We start from the raw sequence: 20,384 nt of genomic DNA, 5'->3' as shown, positions 1-20,384 counted from the left end.
GTATATAGGCAGTTTTATGGCTTTCGTGCCGTTATATGACGGTGTTTAAGTTGCTGTATATTCAATTATCTATGTTATAGATGAAATATCATCAATAATAATTTCCAATTTATTAATGAAAATTCTTCCATTCTAGCAAAAATAGGTGTAATATGAAAGCGACTACATACAGCAATACAGGGGGCGCAACATGTCTCAATTCTTTTTAGATGTCTCGGTAAATATGTATGAGGTTATTGCAACATTTGCTTTAATGCTGTCCCTATTTCGATTTTCGATTAAAGGATACGTTTCTTTAATGATCATTGCAGCCGCAGTGATGGCTCAATCATCCTACTTGCTGCGATTCATATTTCATCAGGATAGCATTACACCCATAATCATGCTGTTATGGTTCGTCGTTTTCTTCTGGCGGTTGTTCCGCATTCATCCTTTCTATGCTTTATTGATGACGGTTACGGGTTATCTGGGTTACTTAGTGATCCAATCCGCCCTCTTATACTTGCTTCAAATACCGTTCACATTGGATGAAATCGTAGGTTCTTTGCTTCATATCAAATTGGTTCAAGTTACTTCTTCGACTGTTACGCTATTAATTGCCTACTGGCTGCTGGAGCGAAGAATCGGTTTTTCGTTCGTACCGGATCGTTTGGATGAAAAGGTCGAAATGAGAGGCTTGAACCTCTTACTATTATTAGTTTCGATCGTAGCGTGCTTTTTCATCTCTGGAGTCGCTTATATTTTTATAAACGTTAATTTTTTGTATAGCACTCTCGTAACTGTGTTCTTTTTAACTATCTTGATTATTTTGAATTTTGCCTTCAAGAAGGAGATGAAGTCATGATAGAAAATATCTCGGAACGTATAAGCGGTTATGTTTACCGCCACAATGATCGTCAACATGTGAGCCGCGAAGTAATGAAATTTGCGCTTATCGGAATTATTTTGAACACCGTAACGGTTATTCTCAGTCTATGTATCGGTTTATTGGATGGAAAATTTTCGGAAACATGCATCGCTTTAGCCGCGATGGCGGCGCTGAGGTTTTTGGCAGGCGGGCATCATCTTCGGTCTCCGATTTTATGCATTGTAGTGTCGACTGCCGCAGTAACCGCCGTGCCATTTATTACGATAAGCCAACCTTTTATTTATGGATTTACCGTTGTTAGCGTTCTGCTGATATGGAAATATGCGCCGGTAGACTTCAAGAACAAAACGCGGATCTCGGAAAAATCGTTAGGGATTATGAAGTATTCCGGGATGTTACTCGTTAGCTCCAATCTACTGATACATTCCAACATATTGGCTGTATCGTGGTTAATTGTAGCGCTTACGCTGATTTCATTAAAAGGAGGTGATACTCATGAATAAGAAAGTTGCGACTTTATTAGCGACTGCACTTGGGATGGCAGCAGTTATTTTCGTTACTACCGCTTGTCTTGGTGCGATTGGTCATCGTCCTGAAGTGCCTGCCGAATTGCTGAAATAAGTAAGTAAAAAGGGGGTGCGGCTGCCGGATTAATCCTGCAGCCGTCATCTGAAATGGGAAAATTATGTGGAGTGAGAGCATGATTCAATCTGTAACGCGGGATCGGAAAAACGAAGGCGATGTCATCACGGTGGATATGGCAGACGTAAATTATATCCAGACGGAAGATGGAGCGGTCGTGTTCTACACAGCCCAGGGCAGGTTTTATCCTCTCGTTCCATCGCTCAGCATGTATGCCAATCATATGGAGTCGCTTGGATTTCAGAGATTGGATCGGACGAATCTAGTAAATATGAATAGAGTCAAAGGATTCGACGAAAAAAGAGGTTTAGTCTATTTCGAAGAAAAAGCGGCTTCGGACAGTCAAAGCGCTATCGTCGCTTTCATGAATATAGGCAAGCTTAAGGACATGATAATCAACTGGATTGTACGCAACCTCAAATAAACGGGTCCTTATTGCTGGACTGGTTTTTTCGTTATGGGGGTTAACAATGATTTCGTGAAAAAAAGGGCGGATTCGACAAAACTTCTGAATAAATTTTCCAGTCGAACTCCATCGCTCGACACCCTCCGCAAGGCCTATACTCTATACTAACTTTAGTGTTTAATCCGGGATCAGAGAGAGGGTTTGGAAGCGGAGATGGAGAGGGACATACCTATGGGAAATGCCAGCAATCCACCAATGGAAATTGACATCCGCAAGATTCTGGAACAACTAGGAATACAGAAGGAAAAATGGCCGGAGGAATACAAGAACCCTGTCCAGCAATCCTAAATACATATACATACGTTTAAGCACAACAAAAAACCTCTAGAGGAAACAGGTCGCGTTAGGGACCCTTCCTTCGGAGGTTTTTATTTGTCGTCAATTATGGATTCATATTCCGCTCCGCACGGACGAAGGCAATAAATCGGCGAGCTTCTTCGGCTGTTAGTTTACGTCCATCAATCGTCAGGGCGAAATGCTCCAATATTTCCGCATCTGCTAACTCAAGCTCATCGGAAAATTGTCGTACATCGGAATCTAAGGATGTTGTAGATTGATGGGTTCTTCCAACCAAGTAATCTATTGAAACCTGGAACAAGTCTGCGACTTTTCCCAAAGTTTCCGTGTCGGGCTCTCTACGATTTTTCTCGTAGTGGGATAAAGCTGCTCTCGAGATGCCAAGGGAAGAAGCTAGTTCCTCTTGAGTCAAGCCGCGTTGGTCTCTTAAGAACGCGAGACGGCTGCCGATATTCATCAGATCCCTCCCAGGATGGTCATTGAATTCATCATAATATGGATAAGCAACAAATGCATTATTTGCGACGAAATGTCGCAAATAAATGTAGCAATATCATTGTATCCATTCGTTGAAAAAGTTAAACATTTGCGCAAAATGGCGGCGGTAAAGATCATTCTTGACATGATACAAATTGTGTCGTACATTAAACTCAATTGTTATGATACGAATTGTATCTAAATTGAGGTTTGGTGATCCTATGGATGAAGAAATACAAGAGAATAGGCGAGAGAATATCCGCTTCGAGTTAATTGTTCCTTTATTTGCTGAGTTATCTCTATGGCGCGTAAAGGAAAGAGAAATAAGAAGCCGGACGCAGCGAGTACTGCTACGCAATATAAGCGCAGGCGGCTGCCGGTTCAAAACGCATTTGCATATTCCTCCGCGTGACGATGTGGAGTGGCTGCTTAAATTTCAATTAGGGAATTACTCGTTGAAGCAGAAGGTAATAATCGTTAACACGTGCCAGGAAGAAGGTCTTCAGGTTTATGGAGGCTGTTGGACGATGACCGGATTGGAAAGGCAGTCGTTTCAATACAGGCTTAACGAGTATTTGCATACGGTATTAGTATCTAGCCCGCACATACACACATTGTATAAGAAAATCGCAGGGCGGGACGATGATGGTCAGTTTAGGAAATTGGACGTAACTTCATAGAATCGGAAGGGGAAACCAAAGTTGAAACGGGCTCTTATGATTAAAATAACGATATTTTCTTTAATATCTATATTGGCACTTGCAACATTAAGCGGTGGTTATATCTGGTATTCCATGCAAAAAACGATGGATGCCATGTATGAGCCGCTTCCTTCTGTCGCGTGGATTCAACCTGATTTCGAAAATGAGGTTCAGCCTAGCGAAGCTCCTGCTTCAGGAGCGGTAAGTGTCCCGGTAATGGCCAGTCCTGCTCCCAAAGTAGTCGTAACGGCTGCCGTTAAGGAACAGGCCCAATCGGAAATTGTTATTAACAAGGAGGTGGCTCAGCGGTTGCGCCATCCGAATTTGTCTGCCGAGGAGCCCTTCAGCATATTGCTGCTAGGTGTAGATGAACGGGCAGGCGATCGAGGACGGAGCGATACGATGATTTTATTGACAGTGCAGCCCAAGAAGAAGTCGGCAACCGCCCTATCTATTCCGCGCGATACGAGAGTGATTATGCCCAATACAGGTAAATACGACAAAATCAATCATGCGTATGCTTTTGGTGGAACTTCATTAGCCGTAGAAGCGGTTGAGCATTTATTTGGCGTGCCGATCGCTTATTATATGAAAACGAATATGGAGGGTCTCGTAAGCATTGTCGATACGGTAGGCGGAGTCGATATCGACAATCCAAGGAAATTTGATTTCGTTGGATATTCTTTTGCGGCTGGGCCTCAGCATTTGAACGGAGAACAAGCATTGGCTTATAGCCGCATGCGCAAGGAGGATCCGCAAGGAGACTTTGGCCGGACTCAAAGGCAACGTCAAGTTCTAGCGAATGTGGTCGACCGGGTTGTCAGCGTGAATTCGATAACTAAGCTGCCCCGTCTATTATCGCATCTATCGGAATTCGTCAGGACAAATTTGACCTCGCAAAATATGATTGATCTGGCTTTGAATTACCGTCCAGCCATTAACAATGTGGAAACATTATATATTAACGGCCAGGGGCAAATGATTAAAGGAATTTATTACTATGTCGTTAAACCCGAGGAACGTCAAAAAATCCAACAACATCTGCTAATAAACTTAGATCCGACTTAAACTCTCATGAGCTGACAAAATAGGTTGACAGAAACGAAACGGTGCCTTATCTTTTGAATATGATACAAAATGTATATACACGAAACTATTTGTATATACTGAGGAGGCTATTATGGACCAATCCGTACTGTTTTATTGCGTGAAATGCAATCAGTTAAAGACAATGGAGCAAGCGGGCCTATTATTTCGAACGGGATATTATAAAATTCATTACCCACTGGGTTGCTGTGTAAACTGCGAGCACCATGCAAGATAAAGTTTACATAAAAATTCGGCTTTTTTTCTTACTATTGGTATAATTGTCCTGTATGTATCCTAAAGTCGGAGGTTAGCTCATGTCACAGGCTCCCGTCGTTCGCTTGCAGAACGTGACCAAAGTCATCGGCAAACGAACGATTATCGACCGCGTGTCGTTTGAGGTACAACCGGGCGAAGTATTTGGTTTCCTTGGACCTAACGGGTCTGGCAAAACGACAACGATTCGAATGATTGTCGGATTGATGGGACTGACCGAAGGGGATATTCAGATTGCGGGCCATAGCGTCCGCAAGGAATTTCCTAAGGCGATCATCCATGTCGGCGCTATCGTTGAAAATCCGGAGATGTACAAGTTTCTTACGGGGTATCAAAATTTGCTGCATTATGCCCGGATGAATCCTTCCATCACGAAGGAACGAATTCAAGAAGTTATTGAGCTTGTCGGACTGCAGGGCCGCATTCACGACAAAGTGAAGAAGTATTCTCTCGGGATGCGTCAACGTTTAGGCGTGGCGCAAGCGGTTATGCATCGGCCGAAGCTCTTGGTGCTCGATGAGCCGACGAACGGATTGGATCCCGCAGGCATACGCGAGCTTAGGGACTATTTGCGCCGTCTGGCGCAAGACGAAGGAACGGCTGTGCTCGTTTCTTCTCACTTGTTGTCCGAGATGGAATTAATGTGCGATCGGGTCGCAATCTTGCAGAAGGGCCAGATTATCGATGTTCGCTCCATTAGGGGGCAAACGGTTGATAAAGCAGCATCGGAAGAGGTGCAATTCGACGTGGATCACCCAGATGCCGCGCTAGGAATCCTTGAAGGACAGGGTTCTGGGAAAATCGTGGATGGTCTCTTGACGCTATCGGTCGATCGAACGGGAATAGCCGCGTTAAACCGCCGTCTGGTGGAAGCCGGTATTAATGTCTATGGAATTCGTGTGAAGACGAAGTCGTTGGAAGACCAATTCCTCGAGATGACGGGGAGTGAGACGATTGGGTAACTTTTGGAACCTTATATTGAATGAGAACATGAAGATATATCGCAGGGTTCGCACTTGGATTATGCTAGGGTTTATTGTGCTCCTTCCACCGCTTATTTCTATATTAGTTATGATATTTAGCGATGGTCCATCATCCAACTGGAATATGATGATGATGGAGTCTTATATTTTGTTTATCCTCGTCACAATCTTTACGGTTGTCATTGCATCGGAAACAGTAGCGGGTGAGTTTACGTGGGGAACGATTAAGCTATTATTAATTCGCCCATGGAGTCGTTCGACTATTCTGTTATCCAAGTATCTGTCAACCTTGATGTTTGCTTTAACGTTTATAGTTGCTGCTTTTATCGTGACTCTGCTCGTTAATATTGTGGTTTTTGGATATTCAGGAAACGCGAGTGAACTTTCAGGCACCGTCGGAATATCAGACTGGGAATACGCGTTGAAATATTACCTTTTTCAATTTATTAGTCTAATTATTATCGTTACGTTTGGTTTTATGATGTCATCGGCATTTCGAAGCAGCGGTCTTGCGATTGGCTTATCGATATCTTTCCTCTTCGCAGGATCTATTGTTGCCAATTTGTTCTCGGTTATCGATAAAGATTGGGTAAAGTATGTTTTGTTTATGCACCTCAATCTTACTTCATACATTCAGGGAGTAGGACCTATTCCGAACCATCCAACTACCCTCGGCTTCTCCCTAGCCGTACTGGCGGGTTACTTTATTTTATTTAACTTAATCTCCTGGACTGTTTTCCGGAAACGGGATATTACGGCTTAAATCGGATAAATGTAAAGACACGATAACTTTTGTAAATCAAAACGAAATCCATTAGGAACCTTGCGAGCTTTGCTGCAGGGTTCTTTTTTTGTTTGAAACAAAATGTATCAAAATAAGATAAAATTATAGAAAACTGTATTGACATGCTACAATTTGTATCTTATTGTTAGAATTAATTCTGATCCTGTTAGGAGGACTGGTTGCAATGCCAGCCATCAATCGAAAAATCATTACGCTTGAAAACCCCCAATCTCCAATCTCCGAAGCTTACAAAACATTAAGAACGAACATTCAGTGGTCGTCGATCGAACGTCCTGTACAAACGATCCTTGTCACCTCGCCTGAGAAAAATGCCGGTAAATCCCTTACCGTTGTTAATATGGCGGTGTCCTTCACGCAATTGGGTAAAAAGGTGGTCATCGTGGATTGCGATTTGAGGAAGCCGACTCAGCATGAATATTTCAAGAAGTCAAACCGCAACGGACTTTCGCATCTTCTCGCAGGTCACTATCAATTGGAGCAATGCTTGGTTGACACCCACATTGATAACTTGACCTTGCTCCCCTCCGGTACAGTCCCGCCCAATCCGGCGGAATTGCTAGAGTCGGGCAGAATGCTAAAGCTTATTGAAGAATTAAAGGCTTCCTTCGATATCATCGTCATTGATTCCCCTCCGACCTTAGTCGTCACGGACGCTCATATTCTTGCTTCTAAATGCGATGGAGTCGTGTTCGTTATCCGATCAGGGAAAACGAAAAAGGATTTGGCCCAGAAAGCACTCGCATACTTAAACTACGCTAATGCTCATATCTTAGGCGTAGTGCTCAATGATCAACGGGATATGAAAGGGGAAATTCAATATGGGTATGGAGGGTAGGGGCAAATTTAGCGCTTGACATGTTACAAATTGTATCATAAATTTGAATTAATATGATACATAATGTTTCAAACTTTTGGATTAGGAGGTTTCCAATGGAACCGGAAATCAAACAGTATTTCAGAATACTAGTTAAAAGGCTTTGGTTCATAAGCGGCATGATTATTCTGTTTTGCGCATTAACCGGCATTTACGACCAACTCTATTCCCATCCAACCTATGAGGCTAATAGCAAGGTGATCGTTAATTCTTCCAGAGGTATGGATAGCTTGAATAGCCTTGATATTAACGAAATAAATTCAAATATCCTGGTCATTGATACTTACAAAGAAATTATCGGGACCCCTGCCATTATGGAGAAGGTGGCTGCTAAGCTTCCTGAACTAGGGCTAAGTGCTAATGAGTTAATTTCGCAGATTAAGGTAGGGTCTTCCTCGAAGTCGCAGATCATGAGCATCTCATTTCGCAGCTCTTCTCCCGTCATAGCCGTCAATGTCGTCAATACGATTGCGGAAGTATTCAAGGAAGAGATACCTCAGATCATGAGCGTAGATAATGTAACCATTCTTAGTAAAGCTAAACTATCCGATCATTCCGCACCTGTATCTCCGAGTTTGTTGTACAAGCTTGTCATCGCGTGTATTCTCGCCGTGATTGTTTCCGTGGGCATTGTGTTCTTGTGGGAATATTTCGACGATACGATCAAGTCGGAGCGAGACATATCGCAGTTCTTGGGTAAACCGACGTTATGCACCATTGCGAGGATGAAGAAATCCGATTTGAAAACGAGCAGCGATCAATCCAGGAAAAACAGAGTGGGCGATGCCGTTCAAGTAACCATCAATCGATAGAGAATCCTAGAGCATAGAAAGCTACAGGAGGCATGGAAAGGGAGAATAGTCATGAACTTAATGAAAAGAGTCAAGAAAGCAATCATTCCGGCAGCAGGGTTAGGGACGCGTTTCTTGCCGGCGACGAAAGCAATGCCCAAGGAAATGCTTCCGATCGTGGACAAGCCTACCATTCAATATATCGTGGAGGAGGCCGTTCAGTCCGGAATCGAGGAAATCATCATCGTGACCGGAAAAGGGAAAAGGGCGATCGAAGACCATTTCGACAGCCACTTCGAGCTCGAGCATACGCTATTCGAGAAAAACAAGCTCAAGCTTCTCGAGGAAGTTAAACGGTCATCCAATCTGGTCGACATTCATTACATTCGGCAACGGGAACCGCTTGGTTTAGGGCATGCCGTCTGGTGCGCAAGAAAGTTTATTGGGAACGAGCCCTTTGCGGTATTGCTCGGAGACGATATCGTGCAAGCGGAAATCCCCTGCTTAAAGCAATTGATGATGCAATTCGATTTTACGCAGAAATCGATTATCGGCGTCCAACCTGTGCCTATGGAAGAAACGGATCGGTATGGAATCGTAGTACCCAATGAAAACCAAGGGAGATTGGCGGCTATATCGCAATTAATCGAGAAGCCTCCTTGGGGTACGGTATCCTCCAATCTGGCCGTTCTTGGGAGGTACATTCTAACTCCCGATATTTTCCGCCTATTAGAAAACCAGCAGCCTGGCGCGGGCGGCGAAATTCAATTAACGGATGCCATTCAACAGCTTAATGAATTGGACCAAGTATTTGCTTATCAGTTCGAAGGCAAACGGTACGATGTGGGGGACAAGCTCGGATTTATTACTACGACCTTGGAGTTCGCGCTTCGGAATGATGAGTTAAAGTTTCCCCTCATTAACGTTATGGAAGACATCTTAAACAAAATGAAAACAACGAAAATATAAAGAAGATTCATAGGAGTGGTCCTTAATGATTTCGAGAGAAGCCGACTTAGAGATAGAGTCGAAACCCTACTTTCTTTATCAAGGTTCTGAAGTCCGCCGAATGGGAGTGCATCAGGAGCTACCAAAAAGAATGTTAGACATTATATTGGCTTCAATTGGAATAATTGTCTTCTCACCGGTTTATCTATTGGTGGCCTTAGCTATTAAATGGGACGATCCGAAAGGAAAAATATTTTTTCAACAAACGCGAGTAGGGAGAAACGGCAAGCCGTTCCAGATGTACAAATTCAGGTCGATGGTCAGCAACGCGAATCAGATCTTGGATGAACTGCTGCATCTGAACGAAATCAACGGGGCCATGTTTAAGATGAAGAACGATCCCCGTATTACACGGGTCGGACGATTCATTAGACGAACGAGTCTCGACGAGCTCCCGCAATTCATCAATGTGCTTAAAGGCAATATGAGCATGGTAGGTCCGAGACCTCCATTGCCACAAGAAGTAGAAAACTATTCTGCCTACGATAGACAACGGCTTCAGGTTGTACCAGGGTGTACGGGGCTGTGGCAAGTAAGCGGCCGCAGTGCCATAGACTTCAAAGCAATGGTAGAGCTTGATCTGAAATATATGAAGGAAAGATCGATTTGGTTTGATATCAAGCTGATATTTCTTACGATCATCGTCATGATTCGATCTAAAGATGCTTACTGAGACGAGGGTTTGAAATGGATAAAAATTCAAAAATTTACGTTGCTGGCCACAAAGGCATGGTCGGATCGGCTATCGTCAGGAAATTGCAGTCGGCCGGTTATTTCAATATCGTATGCAGAACAAGCCGTGAATTGGATTTGAGAAATCCGGTTGCCGTCTCCGACTTTTTCCAGAAGGAATCCATTGAATATGTGTTTCTCGCTGCCGCTAAAGTCGGAGGTATTGTCGCCAATCGGGATTATCCCGCGGAATTTATCCGAGACAACCTGCTCATTCAAACCCATGTTATAGACGCGGCTTACAAGAATAAAGTAACCAAACTCATTTTCTTGGGAAGCAGCTGTATTTACCCTAAGCACGCCCCGCAGCCTTTGAAAGAACAGTATTTATTATCCGGTGCCTTGGAGCCGACGAATGAGCCGTACGCCGTTGCCAAAATTGCGGGCATCACCATGTGCCAAGCGTACAATCGCCAATACGGGACTAATTTTATCTCTGTTATGCCTACGAATTTATATGGCCCTTATGATAATTTCGATACTCATACCTCCCATGTATTGCCTGCGTTATTAAGGAAGATGCACGATGCGAAAATGGATGGGCAGCCTGTCGTGGAAATATGGGGGACCGGGAAGCCCTATCGCGAGTTTCTTCATGTCGATGATTTGGCTGATGCGTGTTTGTTCTTGATGAATCATTACAATGATCAAGAAATCATCAACGTCGGAGTCGGCGATGATATTTCGATTGCGGAGCTCGCTCATCTCGTGAGCGCCGTTACCGGTTATGAAGGGCAGCTTCTATTCAACAGCGATATGCCGGATGGAACGCCCAAAAAACAGTTGGATATCACGAAGATTTCAGAGCTGGGATGGCGTGCTCGAATACCCTTAAGAGCTGGGATTGAGAACACTTATACGTGGTATTTAAAGAGCCAACAAAATCTAGCGCTTGCAAGCGAACATTAGGAGGAAATATGAAAAGAGCTCTAATCACCGGCATTACCGGTCAAGACGGTTCTTATCTTGCTGAGTTTTTACTTCATAAAGGATATCGGGTATTCGGAGTACGAAGAAGGACAAGTACTCCGAATTACACGAATATCGAGCATATCGCGGACAAAATCGAAATTATCGACGGCGACTTATCCGATTTAAGTTCTTTGATTAGAGCGATACAGATTGCGGATCCGGATGAAATATATAATCTGGCCGCGCAATCGTATGTCGAGACATCTTGGCCGCAGCCGCTCTTAACAAGCGAACTAACAGCCGTTGGCGTAACGAACATGTTGGAGGCGTTTCGTCTCGTTAAACCGAGCGCTCGTTTCTATCAAGCGTCCAGCAGCGAAATGTTCGGCAAGGTGCTCGAAACGCCGCAAAAGGAAAGCACGCCTTTCTATCCTAGAAGCCCTTACGGCGTGGCCAAAGTATATGCGCATTGGATGACCGTCAATTACCGGGAAAGCTTTAATTTATTCGCTTGCTCGGGAATTCTGTTTAACCATGAATCTCCGCGCAGGGGAATAGAGTTCGTGACCCGGAAGGTGACGAATGCAGTGGCGCGGATTAAGCTCGGTCTGCAGTCGGAGCTTCGGATGGGAAATCTTGAAGCGCTCAGAGATTGGGGATTCGCCGGCGATTACGTTCAGGCGATGTGGCTGATGCTTCAGCAGGATACGGCTTCCGATTACGTCATTGCCACCGGCGAGACCCATTCCGTAAGAGAGCTGCTAGAGGTGGCTTTCTCTTATGTCGGATTGGATTATAAGGACTACGTCGTCAACGATGAGAAATACCACAGGCCCGCCGAAGTCGATCTGCTGTTGGGGGATGCTAGCAAGGCTAAGCAGCAGTTGGGCTGGGAATGCAAGGTTGGCTTCGTGCAATTGATACAGATGATGGTGGATTCGGATCTTAAGTTAAACCAAATGGATTCGTTTAATCCGTATAAGTTGCAGGGTTATGATTTCTCTAATCCGCTAGTCGCGGCAAGCTGGAGTGAAGTGGTATGATGAACGTCCTCTTTATCACGAATATTCCTTCGCCCTACCGGGTAGAATTTTTCAACGAATTGGGTAAGCATTGCAATCTGACGGTATGGTTTGAAGCGGAATCGGAATCCAACCGTCAATGGAATGTAGACAAACAAGCGATGAACTTTACGAGCGAATTTCTTAAGGGCATCACCGTCGGAATAGACAAGCACGTGAACTGGTCTATTATCAAGCTGCTCAAAAAAAGCAAGTTTGATATATATGTCCTTGGATGTTATAGCTCTCCGACGGAAATGGCCGCTATCCGCTGGCTTAAATCCAACAAAATTCCGTTTTTGCTCAATTCGGATGGCGGCTTCGTGGCGGAAGAGAACAAAATGAAGTATAAGCTTAAAAAGTATTTTATTTCCTCGGCAACGGGCTGGCTATCATCCGGCAGCCATTGCACCCAATATTTAATTCATTACGGCGCGGATCCCAAATTCATTTACGAGTATCCTTTTTCTTCCCTGACCTATAACGAGATCGAGCTAAGTCCGATGCCCCCCCAACGGCTGAAGGAATTTAAGCTCAAAGAACGCCTGAAACAGAAGGTTATCCTATCCGTCGGTCAGTTCATTCCCCGCAAGAACTTCTCGGAAATAATAGAATCCTTCAGTTCATTGGATAATGGAGAAACATCGCTTGTTATCGTTGGCGGAGGTCCGTTAAAAGAAGAGTATTACAAAATCATTCGCGATTATCGACTCAAGAATGTCATTATTAAAGACTTCATGAGCAGGGAGCAGTTGATCGAATTTTATAAAGCGGCCGATTTGTTCATACTGCCTACCCGCTACGATGTATGGGGGTTGGTCATTAATGAAGCGATGACGTTTGGTCTGCCGGTCGTGACAACGACGGGGGCGGGTGCCGCTTACAGCCTGATCGAGAACGGAAGCAACGGATTTGTCGTTGAAGCTTCGGATATCGGCGGGTTGATTCATAAATGCAAATTCTTATTGGAGCACGATTCCATTAGACAAGAATTTGGGGCGGCAAGCTTGATAAAATCCAAAAGCTATACCATCAAACAGATGGCTTCCAGACATATGGAATGGTTCGACGCCTTTCTGGAAACCCCGTCTGTGAATAGGGATGCTGAGTTAATTGGATGACATTTTATTTTACGATCTTTCCAACGACGGGCACCATTACAATTATAATTCCGTCATTATGAAGCATATGAAAAAGGAAGGAACGTCCAAACGCATTTGCTATTATACGGAAACGAACGATCCGCACATTATTCGCGAACTGAAAGATGAAGGAATTATCCTTCGCAACATAACGCTTCCTCCGAGAGAGGGGATTATGAGCGTATGGAGCCGAACCGTTATTTTGTTCCACATGCTCAGATTCGCTCGCAAAAACGGCTATCGCAAAATCCATCTATTATTCATGGACAGCAGCATTGTTTCACTCCTGCTCTTGCTGCCCTGTTTATTTGGATTCAAGATTACGGGCACTCTGCATTGGTATCCAACGAGGAAATGGAAGGAAAGAGCGTTCTATATCTTATTACAGCTGAAGATGATTGATCGTATCGTCGTTCATGGCGAGTTGACTAAGAAAAAAATCGTCGCTCGATTGGGTGCAGCCCGGAGCCGGCAGGTGGTTACGATCTATTTTCCGTCATTTCACCATCACGACGTGGCAGGGGACGAGAATCAGGAAGTCAATCAGATCAAGCAGGAATTAGTTGCTTACAAGCGCCCTTATTTCTTATGTTTCGGAGGACTTAGATACGATAAGGGGATCGACTTGCTGCTCGAGGCCGCTTCGCAGCTGAAAGACGACGAATTTACCCTTATCGTTGCCGGCTCCGAGGATTATTTCAATAAAGAGGATATAAGGCGGTTCATTCAACAATACGGATTATCGGGGAAGGTATTTTATGATTTGAAATATATATCCTCCGAAGCGGCGAATTTCTATTTTCAAACCTGTGATTCCGTCGTATTGCCTTATCGGAGCTTATACTCCGCCCAAAGTGGCCCGTTAATAGAAGGGGCAGCGCGCAACAAGCTGATCATCGGCCCTAATCACGGGGAAGTCGGGTTCACTATCCAGCATTTTCAACTAGGCTTAACCTTCGAAACCGATCATACCGATGATTTGGCCCGGAAGCTGCATGAGGCGATTGATCGATTTAACGGTAATGGTGCGGATGAAAGAGACTTGCTTAATGAATATGCATCCATGCTTACCCAAGAAAAATTCGGCGACCACTATGATCAATTTTTGCACATCGGATAGAGGAACGGCGAAAGCGAGGAATATAAATGAAAATGATTTTGCTTTCCGGCGGGTCGGGCAAGAGACTCTGGCCGTTGTCCAATGACGCGAGATCCAAACAGTTTCTGAAAATATTGCGCGGTCCTGACAGGCAAATGGAATCGATGCTGCAACGCGTATGGCGTCAGTTGAACAATGTGGGAATGGCTGAGAGCACGCTGTTCGCAACAAGCTCTAATCAAGTGGATATGATCAGCCAGCAAATCGGCCCGGATGCTCCTATAATCGTTGAGCCTGAGAGGCGGGATACGTTCCCTGCTATTGCTCTCGCAGCCTCCTATTTATATTCCGTTCAAGGCGTGAACCTGGATGAGACTATCATCGTGCTGCCCGTCGATTCTTATGTCGAGGACAACTTCTTCGAGAATTTGAAGCAGTTGGACCAGCTGCTGATCGAATCTTCGGCGAATTTGGCGCTGGTCGGCGTTAAGCCGACGTATCCTTCATCTAAGTACGGGTATATCGTTCCTGAGGATCGTGGGGAAGGCAAGGTCTATCGCAAAGTAAAAGGCTTCTGCGAGAAACCGGACGAAACGGAAGCCGGAAGGTTGATCGAGTCGGAGCAAGCGATGTGGAATTGCGGAGTATTCGCGTTCAAATTGGATTATTTGATAACTCATCTTTATGAGCAAGGCATTTCGCTGCAGTACGAGCAGTTAGCTAAACGGTATCATCTGTTAAAGAAAATAAGCTTCGACTACGAGGTCGTTGAAAAAAGCGATCGAATCATCATGCTGCCTTACGAAGGATATTGGAAGGACCTTGGTACTTGGAATACGTTAACCGAAGAAATGGCCGTCTCTCAGATGGGTAAAGGCGTCATGAGCGAGGATTCCCGCAATACTCACATTATTAACGAGATGCATATTCCGGTTACGGTGCTCGGGTTGTCCAACATTGTCGTGGCCGTAAGCCCGGATGGCATTCTCGTATCGGATAAAGCGGCTAGTACGCGTCTGAAGGAATTGGTTTTATTCGATCAAAGACCTATGTACGAGGAGCACCAATGGGGAACAGCCAAGGTGCTGGATCATTATTTCCTGGACGAGGACAAGGAAATCATGACATCGCGCCTATCAATGGCCGCCGGCAAGCAGAAAGGGGTCGAGGTTCATTTTCAAAGAAACGAAGTGTGGAACATCCTTAGCGGCAAAGGAGAAGTTTATCTCGATGGCGTAACGATACCCGTCGAAGCAGGTTCGATATGCCAGATTCCGCCGCGCGCGAAACACGGTCTAAAGGCGATCACGGATTTGGAAATGATCGAAATTCAAATGGGCGGCATTTTGCACCGGGGAGATGTCGTTGAAATTTCCTGCTCATGGGGAGAAGCGGCTGTCTAGTATGTTGGATATGCGGGAGTTGAATGAGAATAATGAAATCAACATCGTCACGACGAACAAAGCTATTGCTGTACAGTATCAATTTCGCCCCTGAACTAACCGGTATCGGAAAATATAACGGGGAAATGGTCAGTTGGCTGACGGAGCATGGTTACGAGGTGCGAGTCATTACGGCTCCACCCTATTACCCTCACTGGAAAGTGCAGCAGGGTTACTCGGCTTATCGTTATTCTACCGAGCGATGGAATGGGGCGAGTGTTTGGCGCTGTCCGGTATGGGTTCCCAGCTCGGGCTCTGGATTAAAAAGGCTGCTGCACCTATTTTCCTTTGCATTGTCCAGCATTCCCGTATTAGTAAGGCATATGTTATGGCGGCCTGATGTTTGCCTCGTTGTGGAGCCTCCGCTCGCGTTGTCTCCAATGGCAGTATTGCTGGCCAAAGTTCTTAGAATCAAGACTTGGCTGCACGTTCAAGACTTTGAGGTGGATGCCGCATTCGAGCTGGGCATTCTACCGGATAACAAAAGGTTGAAATCATGGATTACCGGCTTGGAAGGCTGGCTTATGCGCCGTTTCGATACCGTCTCTTCAATTAGCGAAGCGATGACTCAACGACTTCGGAACAAGGGAGTATCCTCCGACAAAATCAAGCTTTTCCCCAATTGGGTTGATGTATCGGCCATACATCCGCTTCCTGAAGGGGCCAGGGAAAGTTATAGGCAGGAAATGGGCTACAAGAAAGAAGATTTAGTCGTGCTCTATTCCGGTAACATGGGGGAGAAACAAGGGCTGGAAACGGTATTGGACACGGCGGAAAAACTACGATCGATGCCTCATATCGCTTTTATGCTGTGCGGGGAAGGAATGACGAAGACCAAGCTTATGGAGCGAGTCCGGGATCAGAACTTAACGAACGTGAGGTTCCTTCCTTTGCAGCCTGCAGAGAAATTAAACGAGTTGCTTAATATGGCCGACGTCCATCTTCTGATGCAGAAGAGGAACGCTTCCGATTTAGTTATGCCATCCAAGCTGACAGGGATGCTGGCTAGCGGGAAGGCCGTAATCGCCACGGCGGAAGAGTCGACATCCGTACATGCGGTCATACAGCAGTCTATGGCGGGCATTCTAGTTCCGCCGGAGGATCCCGATAAGCTGGCTGAGGCTTTAGTGTCGTTAGCCGAACGATCGGATGACCGTAAGTTATGCGGGGTCCACGCGAGAGATTATGCGGTGAATCACTTAGGCTACGACTCGGTCATGTATATGTTCCAACAAAATATGAGCGAATTAGGGGTCGAAATGGCGTGAATAATCTTATCCGTCTGGATTTGTACAATCAGGAGGGTTACTCCAGAGGCAGAAGCGGGATCACGGTGCTGTTATGGTGGTTCGTGCAAGGGACCTTGTTCCGATTTTCGCTGCAGCCGATGTATCGTTGGCGGGGATGGTTGTTAAAGCTGTTCGGGGCAGACATAGGCAAGGGTGTCAAAATACGGCCGACAGCGAAAATAACGTATCCATGGAAAGTGAAGGTCGGCGAGCACACCTGGATTGGAGATAACGCCGAATTGTACAGTCTGGATGCTATTACAATTGGACACCACTGCGTCGTCTCGCAGAATAGTTACTTGTGCACGGGAAGCCATCAAGCGGACGATCCTACGTTTTCGCTCGTAGTTAAGCCCATTCGGATCGAAGACGGTGCATGGATAGCCAGCGACGTATTCGTATATCCCGGAGTAACGATCGGGCCAATGGCTGTCGTTGCCGCCCGGAGCACGGTTCTGCATGACATACCGGCCAACGAGGTGCAAGCCGGAACGCCTGCTAAATATGTGAAGCAACGGTTTGAAGCCTCATTGGACTAATCGTTCCTTGGTTAAAGGTGGTACCACCCAACCATTTAACCAAGGAACGATTTCTTTGTTCGACGATCATAAAATATAAAATTGCATGTCTCTATACTCATCTGATCGCTCGATACAAACGTTTACCGCCGTTTATTTGACAGTTAAGAAAGTTTAAGTGATTCATCACGCTCCTATTGCCCCCAACCAACCTTTTGCCCGAAATCCCGCTCGCTCAGGACTGATTAATTTATGGATAAAACTTGAAGTATCGCTTGCAGTACGAACGTATGTTTGGTAAAATTTAGATAGGAACAAACGTTCGTGATAGGGGTGTGCGTGATGGAAAATGTTTCTTTCGAAGCTTTCTGCGACCAGTATGCCACAGAGGCCGACTGCATTTCCGCTTTGTTCGCGGCGAAATGGCCGGACGGTTTCCGCTGCCCACGCTGCGGGCACTCGCAAGCTTATCTCATCCATACGCGTCGTCTCCCCCTCTATGAATGCCGCGCTTGTAAAGCCCAGCCTTCCTTGACCTCCGGTACCGTTATGGAGCGCACCCGCACGCCTCTTCGTTTGTGGTTTCAGGCTATCTATCTTCATGCGCGCCCGGATGGCATTAACGCTTTGCAACTTTCTCAGGTCATTAGCGTTACCTATAAAACAGCCTGGCTCATCTGCCACAAGCTACGCTATGCCATGTCTCAGGCGGAGGCAGAGGTATTGCTGAGCGGGCTTGTCAAAGTGACCGATGCGGTACTTTATCCTCGAATTCCGCTAGCAAGCGGGGAGTGGCAGAAGAAGGAGCAAGCGCTGCTGGCCGGCGTTTCGGAAGCGGAAGATGGAGAGAAGACCCACATTAAAATCAAATGGTTCGACAAGAAGACGCTCCCGGACAGGCGCACCTCGCCAGATGTAGCGCCTTTTATCGCGCAATTCGTGGTCCCTGCGGCAAAGACGATCATGGCTCGTCGCCATGACAAAAAAGAGAACCGAATCCTCGGACATCCACTGCGCGGCGTATGCGGAGCGGCAGGATGGTGGCTTAGTTGGAAATTCGGGGGCATAGGTCCTAAGCATTTGCAGGTGTATTTGGATCATTACTGCTATATGTATAACCGTAAAGGGAAGGCCATCTGTCAAATCTTGTTACAGGATTGTGCGACCCGATCGACGATAACATACCCGGAGTTGATTGCAACGACGAACCGTCGATCCTATCGCCTTCCTCGAACAGCCGTTCAAAACCATGTCATCGCCAGCTAGTCCATGGTTACGGAGGATAAACGTTTGTTGAGCAACAATTCCTATGGAGGGAATCTGGTTCGTATAGCAATAAACGTTGCTTAAAATATTTCCCTGAGCGACGGGGATTTCGGGCAAAAGGGGTTTGAAGGCATACTTCGCCTATCGGTGTTTGATTGACGATTCGCCTGAGCGACGGGGATTTCGGGTAAAATTCACTGAGCCGACTTAGTTACCGAACAGCGATAGACCGTCAGGATTCCCTGACGGTCTATCTTGATTCAATATATCATGGACGGCTATACCCAGTGCATTACTCTTCCCACCAGATCGCTAATGGCGTTGCATCCTTGGCTTTAACCCATCTGAGTTAACAGGTCATATCGTGCACTGCTCACGTTACGCAATAATCCATGCTGCTCGAGGAGCAGCGCTGCTTCCCGTAAATCTTTGCCCATTACATTCAGCTTCTCTGCAATGTCCATTAGATCGTGAGAGCCATCGCTGAATGCTAGCAGGTTCGTAATGGCCGATATTTGACGTTGCTGAGCTTTCGTTCGCGTTCCCCCCGTGTATGGATATAATCCTCGCTTGTCTAATTTGGGCTCTCCGTGAATATGAGTGCATTCATAGGTTTCATTAGCTTCAAGCGTCTCAATGAGATCGATGTACATCTGAACCGTTTCTTCCAGCACCTCCTCGGAAATAAGGGAGCGATTGTCCAGGGAAGTGTGGTACTCCGGATATTCTCCGTACATCGTGCGCATGAGGCTTCCCATCGGCAGCTTAAAGGCTTGGCTGCAATATTGGCGTTCGTCGCTTCCGAATGGATTCCAATCGACGACCTTATGCAACTTGCCGGACTGCTTCAGGACATGCATGGCTGCCTTGTCGGCTAAAGTGTTGGCTTGTTTGCTCTTCTTATAGGTGAATGCCTCTCCGTGACCGACGCAAGTTACGACATATCCGGCTGCCACGTTGCGTTTCAGTTCATCCCCATGCTGGCTCAGATAGAGTAGGGATCCGATTGTCTCGGGAACATAGAGGAACCGGTAGCTATATTTTAAGTCCCCTTCTCTTTGTTGCAGATAGCGATAGACCATAGTCTGAACGAGCGGGCCGGACAGCTCGTTAATAGCCATGGACGGATGGCAAACATAAGTAGACAGCAAGATTTCCCGGCCCGAGGAGCCTTGAATAAAACCTTCTCCGATCGTCATATGACCATCCTTCAGCTCGGAGTCGATGACGACCTCGTACCATTCGTCCTTAAATTCCGCCAACCGGCTGTGCTCCACGCAAAAACCCCAGTTTTCCTTGTAGTAAGACATAACATAAGGGATAGCATCGGGGAGATCCGGCCGGGTATAAAGGTGCTCCATAAGCTCCTCCCGAGACACGTAACCCTGGAAAGGGGTACTATAGCCCATTAGATGAAGGTTGTTTTCCTTAAAATCGATAAGCGTGCGGCCCTGTCCGTCTTTCACGAATGCTGAACGCACGTTCCACTCTTTGGGAACCGTCCAGTCGAAGCATTCGGTACCGCTCGGGTATTCTTTCTGTGAGATCGGAACGATTTCTCCCAGAATGCTGAGCGATTCCCTCACGCCGTCGCCGGTGATGCTGCGGTTGATGGGAAACAGCCGGTCAAATAAGTCCATAAGCATATG

At 45.9% G+C, this 20,384-nt stretch carries 22 protein-coding genes; 20 read left to right on the top strand and 2 right to left on the bottom strand.

Annotated elements, in window-relative coordinates:
- Positions 1-190 precede the first annotated feature (190 nt).
- The 4 genes from K7P76_RS17890 (at position 191) to K7P76_RS17875 (ending at position 1,934) form a co-directional block, all read left to right on the top strand.
- Positions 191-844: a hypothetical protein gene (locus K7P76_RS17890; protein WP_232186683.1), complete on the top strand. Its 654-nt coding sequence runs from the start codon at positions 191-193 to the stop codon at positions 842-844.
- Positions 841-1,371: an accessory gene regulator ArgB-like protein gene (locus tag K7P76_RS17885; RefSeq protein ID WP_232186682.1), complete on the top strand. Its 531-nt coding sequence runs from the start codon at positions 841-843 to the stop codon at positions 1,369-1,371. The genes K7P76_RS17890 and K7P76_RS17885 overlap by 4 nt, the downstream gene beginning before the upstream one ends.
- Complete coding sequence (locus K7P76_RS17880) at positions 1,364-1,489, top strand: cyclic lactone autoinducer peptide (RefSeq protein ID WP_232186681.1); 126 nt, start codon at positions 1,364-1,366, stop codon at positions 1,487-1,489. The genes K7P76_RS17885 and K7P76_RS17880 overlap by 8 nt, the downstream gene beginning before the upstream one ends.
- Positions 1,490-1,568: 79 nt before the next feature.
- Positions 1,569-1,934 (top strand): LytTR family transcriptional regulator DNA-binding domain-containing protein, encoded by a 366-nt coding sequence (locus K7P76_RS17875; protein WP_232186680.1) that lies wholly within the window; start codon positions 1,569-1,571, stop codon positions 1,932-1,934.
- Positions 1,935-2,358: 424 nt separating this feature from the next.
- On the opposite strand, the gene K7P76_RS17870 is transcribed toward K7P76_RS17875, so the two are convergent.
- The gene (locus K7P76_RS17870) at positions 2,359-2,730 is read right to left on the bottom strand and encodes a helix-turn-helix domain-containing protein (protein WP_232186679.1); all 372 of its coding nucleotides are present in this window, start codon (positions 2,728-2,730) and stop codon (positions 2,359-2,361) included.
- 241 nt (positions 2,731-2,971) lie between these two features.
- On the opposite strand from K7P76_RS17870, the gene K7P76_RS17865 reads away from it, so the two are divergent.
- The 16 genes from K7P76_RS17865 (at position 2,972) to K7P76_RS17790 (ending at position 18,735) form a co-directional block, all read left to right on the top strand.
- The gene (locus K7P76_RS17865) at positions 2,972-3,430 is read left to right on the top strand and encodes a PilZ domain-containing protein (RefSeq protein ID WP_232186678.1); all 459 of its coding nucleotides are present in this window, start codon (positions 2,972-2,974) and stop codon (positions 3,428-3,430) included.
- A gap of 21 nt (positions 3,431-3,451) precedes the next feature.
- A complete protein-coding gene (locus K7P76_RS17860) occupies positions 3,452-4,519 on the top strand; it encodes an LCP family glycopolymer transferase (protein WP_232186677.1) in 1,068 nt (355 codons plus the stop codon).
- Positions 4,520-4,854: 335 nt separating this feature from the next.
- Complete coding sequence (locus K7P76_RS17855) at positions 4,855-5,775, top strand: ABC transporter ATP-binding protein (protein WP_232186676.1); 921 nt, start codon at positions 4,855-4,857, stop codon at positions 5,773-5,775.
- Complete coding sequence (locus K7P76_RS17850; protein WP_232186675.1) at positions 5,768-6,559, top strand: ABC transporter permease; 792 nt, start codon at positions 5,768-5,770, stop codon at positions 6,557-6,559. Before K7P76_RS17855 ends, K7P76_RS17850 begins: the two co-directional genes overlap by 8 nt.
- A 205-nt stretch (positions 6,560-6,764) precedes the next feature.
- Complete coding sequence (locus tag K7P76_RS17845; RefSeq protein WP_232186674.1) at positions 6,765-7,436, top strand: CpsD/CapB family tyrosine-protein kinase; 672 nt, start codon at positions 6,765-6,767, stop codon at positions 7,434-7,436.
- A gap of 95 nt (positions 7,437-7,531) precedes the next feature.
- The gene (locus K7P76_RS17840) at positions 7,532-8,287 is read left to right on the top strand and encodes a YveK family protein (protein ID WP_232186673.1); all 756 of its coding nucleotides are present in this window, start codon (positions 7,532-7,534) and stop codon (positions 8,285-8,287) included.
- A 60-nt stretch (positions 8,288-8,347) separates the two neighbouring features.
- A complete protein-coding gene (gene galU / locus K7P76_RS17835) occupies positions 8,348-9,235 on the top strand; it encodes a UTP--glucose-1-phosphate uridylyltransferase GalU (RefSeq protein ID WP_232186766.1) in 888 nt (295 codons plus the stop codon).
- Between the two features lie 25 nt (positions 9,236-9,260).
- Positions 9,261-9,947, top strand: a complete 687-nt coding sequence (locus tag K7P76_RS17830; protein ID WP_232186672.1) for a sugar transferase — start codon at positions 9,261-9,263, stop codon at positions 9,945-9,947.
- Positions 9,948-9,961: 14 nt separating this feature from the next.
- Positions 9,962-10,915: a GDP-L-fucose synthase family protein gene (locus tag K7P76_RS17825; protein ID WP_232186671.1), complete on the top strand. Its 954-nt coding sequence runs from the start codon at positions 9,962-9,964 to the stop codon at positions 10,913-10,915.
- A gap of 8 nt (positions 10,916-10,923) precedes the next feature.
- A complete protein-coding gene (gmd, locus tag K7P76_RS17820; protein WP_232186670.1) occupies positions 10,924-11,961 on the top strand; it encodes a GDP-mannose 4,6-dehydratase in 1,038 nt (345 codons plus the stop codon).
- Positions 11,958-13,100, top strand: coding sequence for a glycosyltransferase family 4 protein (locus K7P76_RS17815; protein ID WP_232186669.1), 1,143 nt, complete (start codon positions 11,958-11,960; stop codon positions 13,098-13,100). The genes gmd and K7P76_RS17815 overlap by 4 nt, the downstream gene beginning before the upstream one ends.
- On the top strand, positions 13,093-14,241 hold the full coding sequence (locus tag K7P76_RS17810; RefSeq protein WP_232186668.1) for a glycosyltransferase family 4 protein: 1,149 nt from the start codon (positions 13,093-13,095) through the stop codon (positions 14,239-14,241). The genes K7P76_RS17815 and K7P76_RS17810 overlap by 8 nt, the downstream gene beginning before the upstream one ends.
- Positions 14,242-14,267: 26 nt before the next feature.
- On the top strand, positions 14,268-15,623 hold the full coding sequence (locus tag K7P76_RS17805) for a sugar phosphate nucleotidyltransferase (RefSeq protein ID WP_232186667.1): 1,356 nt from the start codon (positions 14,268-14,270) through the stop codon (positions 15,621-15,623).
- 32 nt (positions 15,624-15,655) lie between these two features.
- Positions 15,656-16,930 (top strand): glycosyltransferase WbuB, encoded by a 1,275-nt coding sequence (locus K7P76_RS17800; RefSeq protein ID WP_232186666.1) that lies wholly within the window; start codon positions 15,656-15,658, stop codon positions 16,928-16,930.
- Positions 16,927-17,490, top strand: coding sequence for a putative colanic acid biosynthesis acetyltransferase (locus tag K7P76_RS17795; RefSeq protein WP_232186665.1), 564 nt, complete (start codon positions 16,927-16,929; stop codon positions 17,488-17,490). Before K7P76_RS17800 ends, K7P76_RS17795 begins: the two co-directional genes overlap by 4 nt.
- A 321-nt stretch (positions 17,491-17,811) precedes the next feature.
- Positions 17,812-18,735 (top strand): transposase, encoded by a 924-nt coding sequence (locus tag K7P76_RS17790; RefSeq protein ID WP_232186664.1) that lies wholly within the window; start codon positions 17,812-17,814, stop codon positions 18,733-18,735.
- A 335-nt stretch (positions 18,736-19,070) separates the two neighbouring features.
- On the opposite strand, the gene K7P76_RS17785 is transcribed toward K7P76_RS17790, so the two are convergent.
- A complete protein-coding gene (locus K7P76_RS17785) occupies positions 19,071-20,381 on the bottom strand; it encodes a DUF4910 domain-containing protein (protein WP_232186663.1) in 1,311 nt (436 codons plus the stop codon).
- Positions 20,382-20,384 lie beyond the last annotated feature (3 nt).

The organism is Cohnella silvisoli (assembly GCF_021190915.1).
Lineage (GTDB): Bacteria > Bacillota > Bacilli > Paenibacillales > Paenibacillaceae > Cohnella > Cohnella silvisoli.
This window is presented reverse-complemented; position numbering and strand designations above follow the sequence as displayed.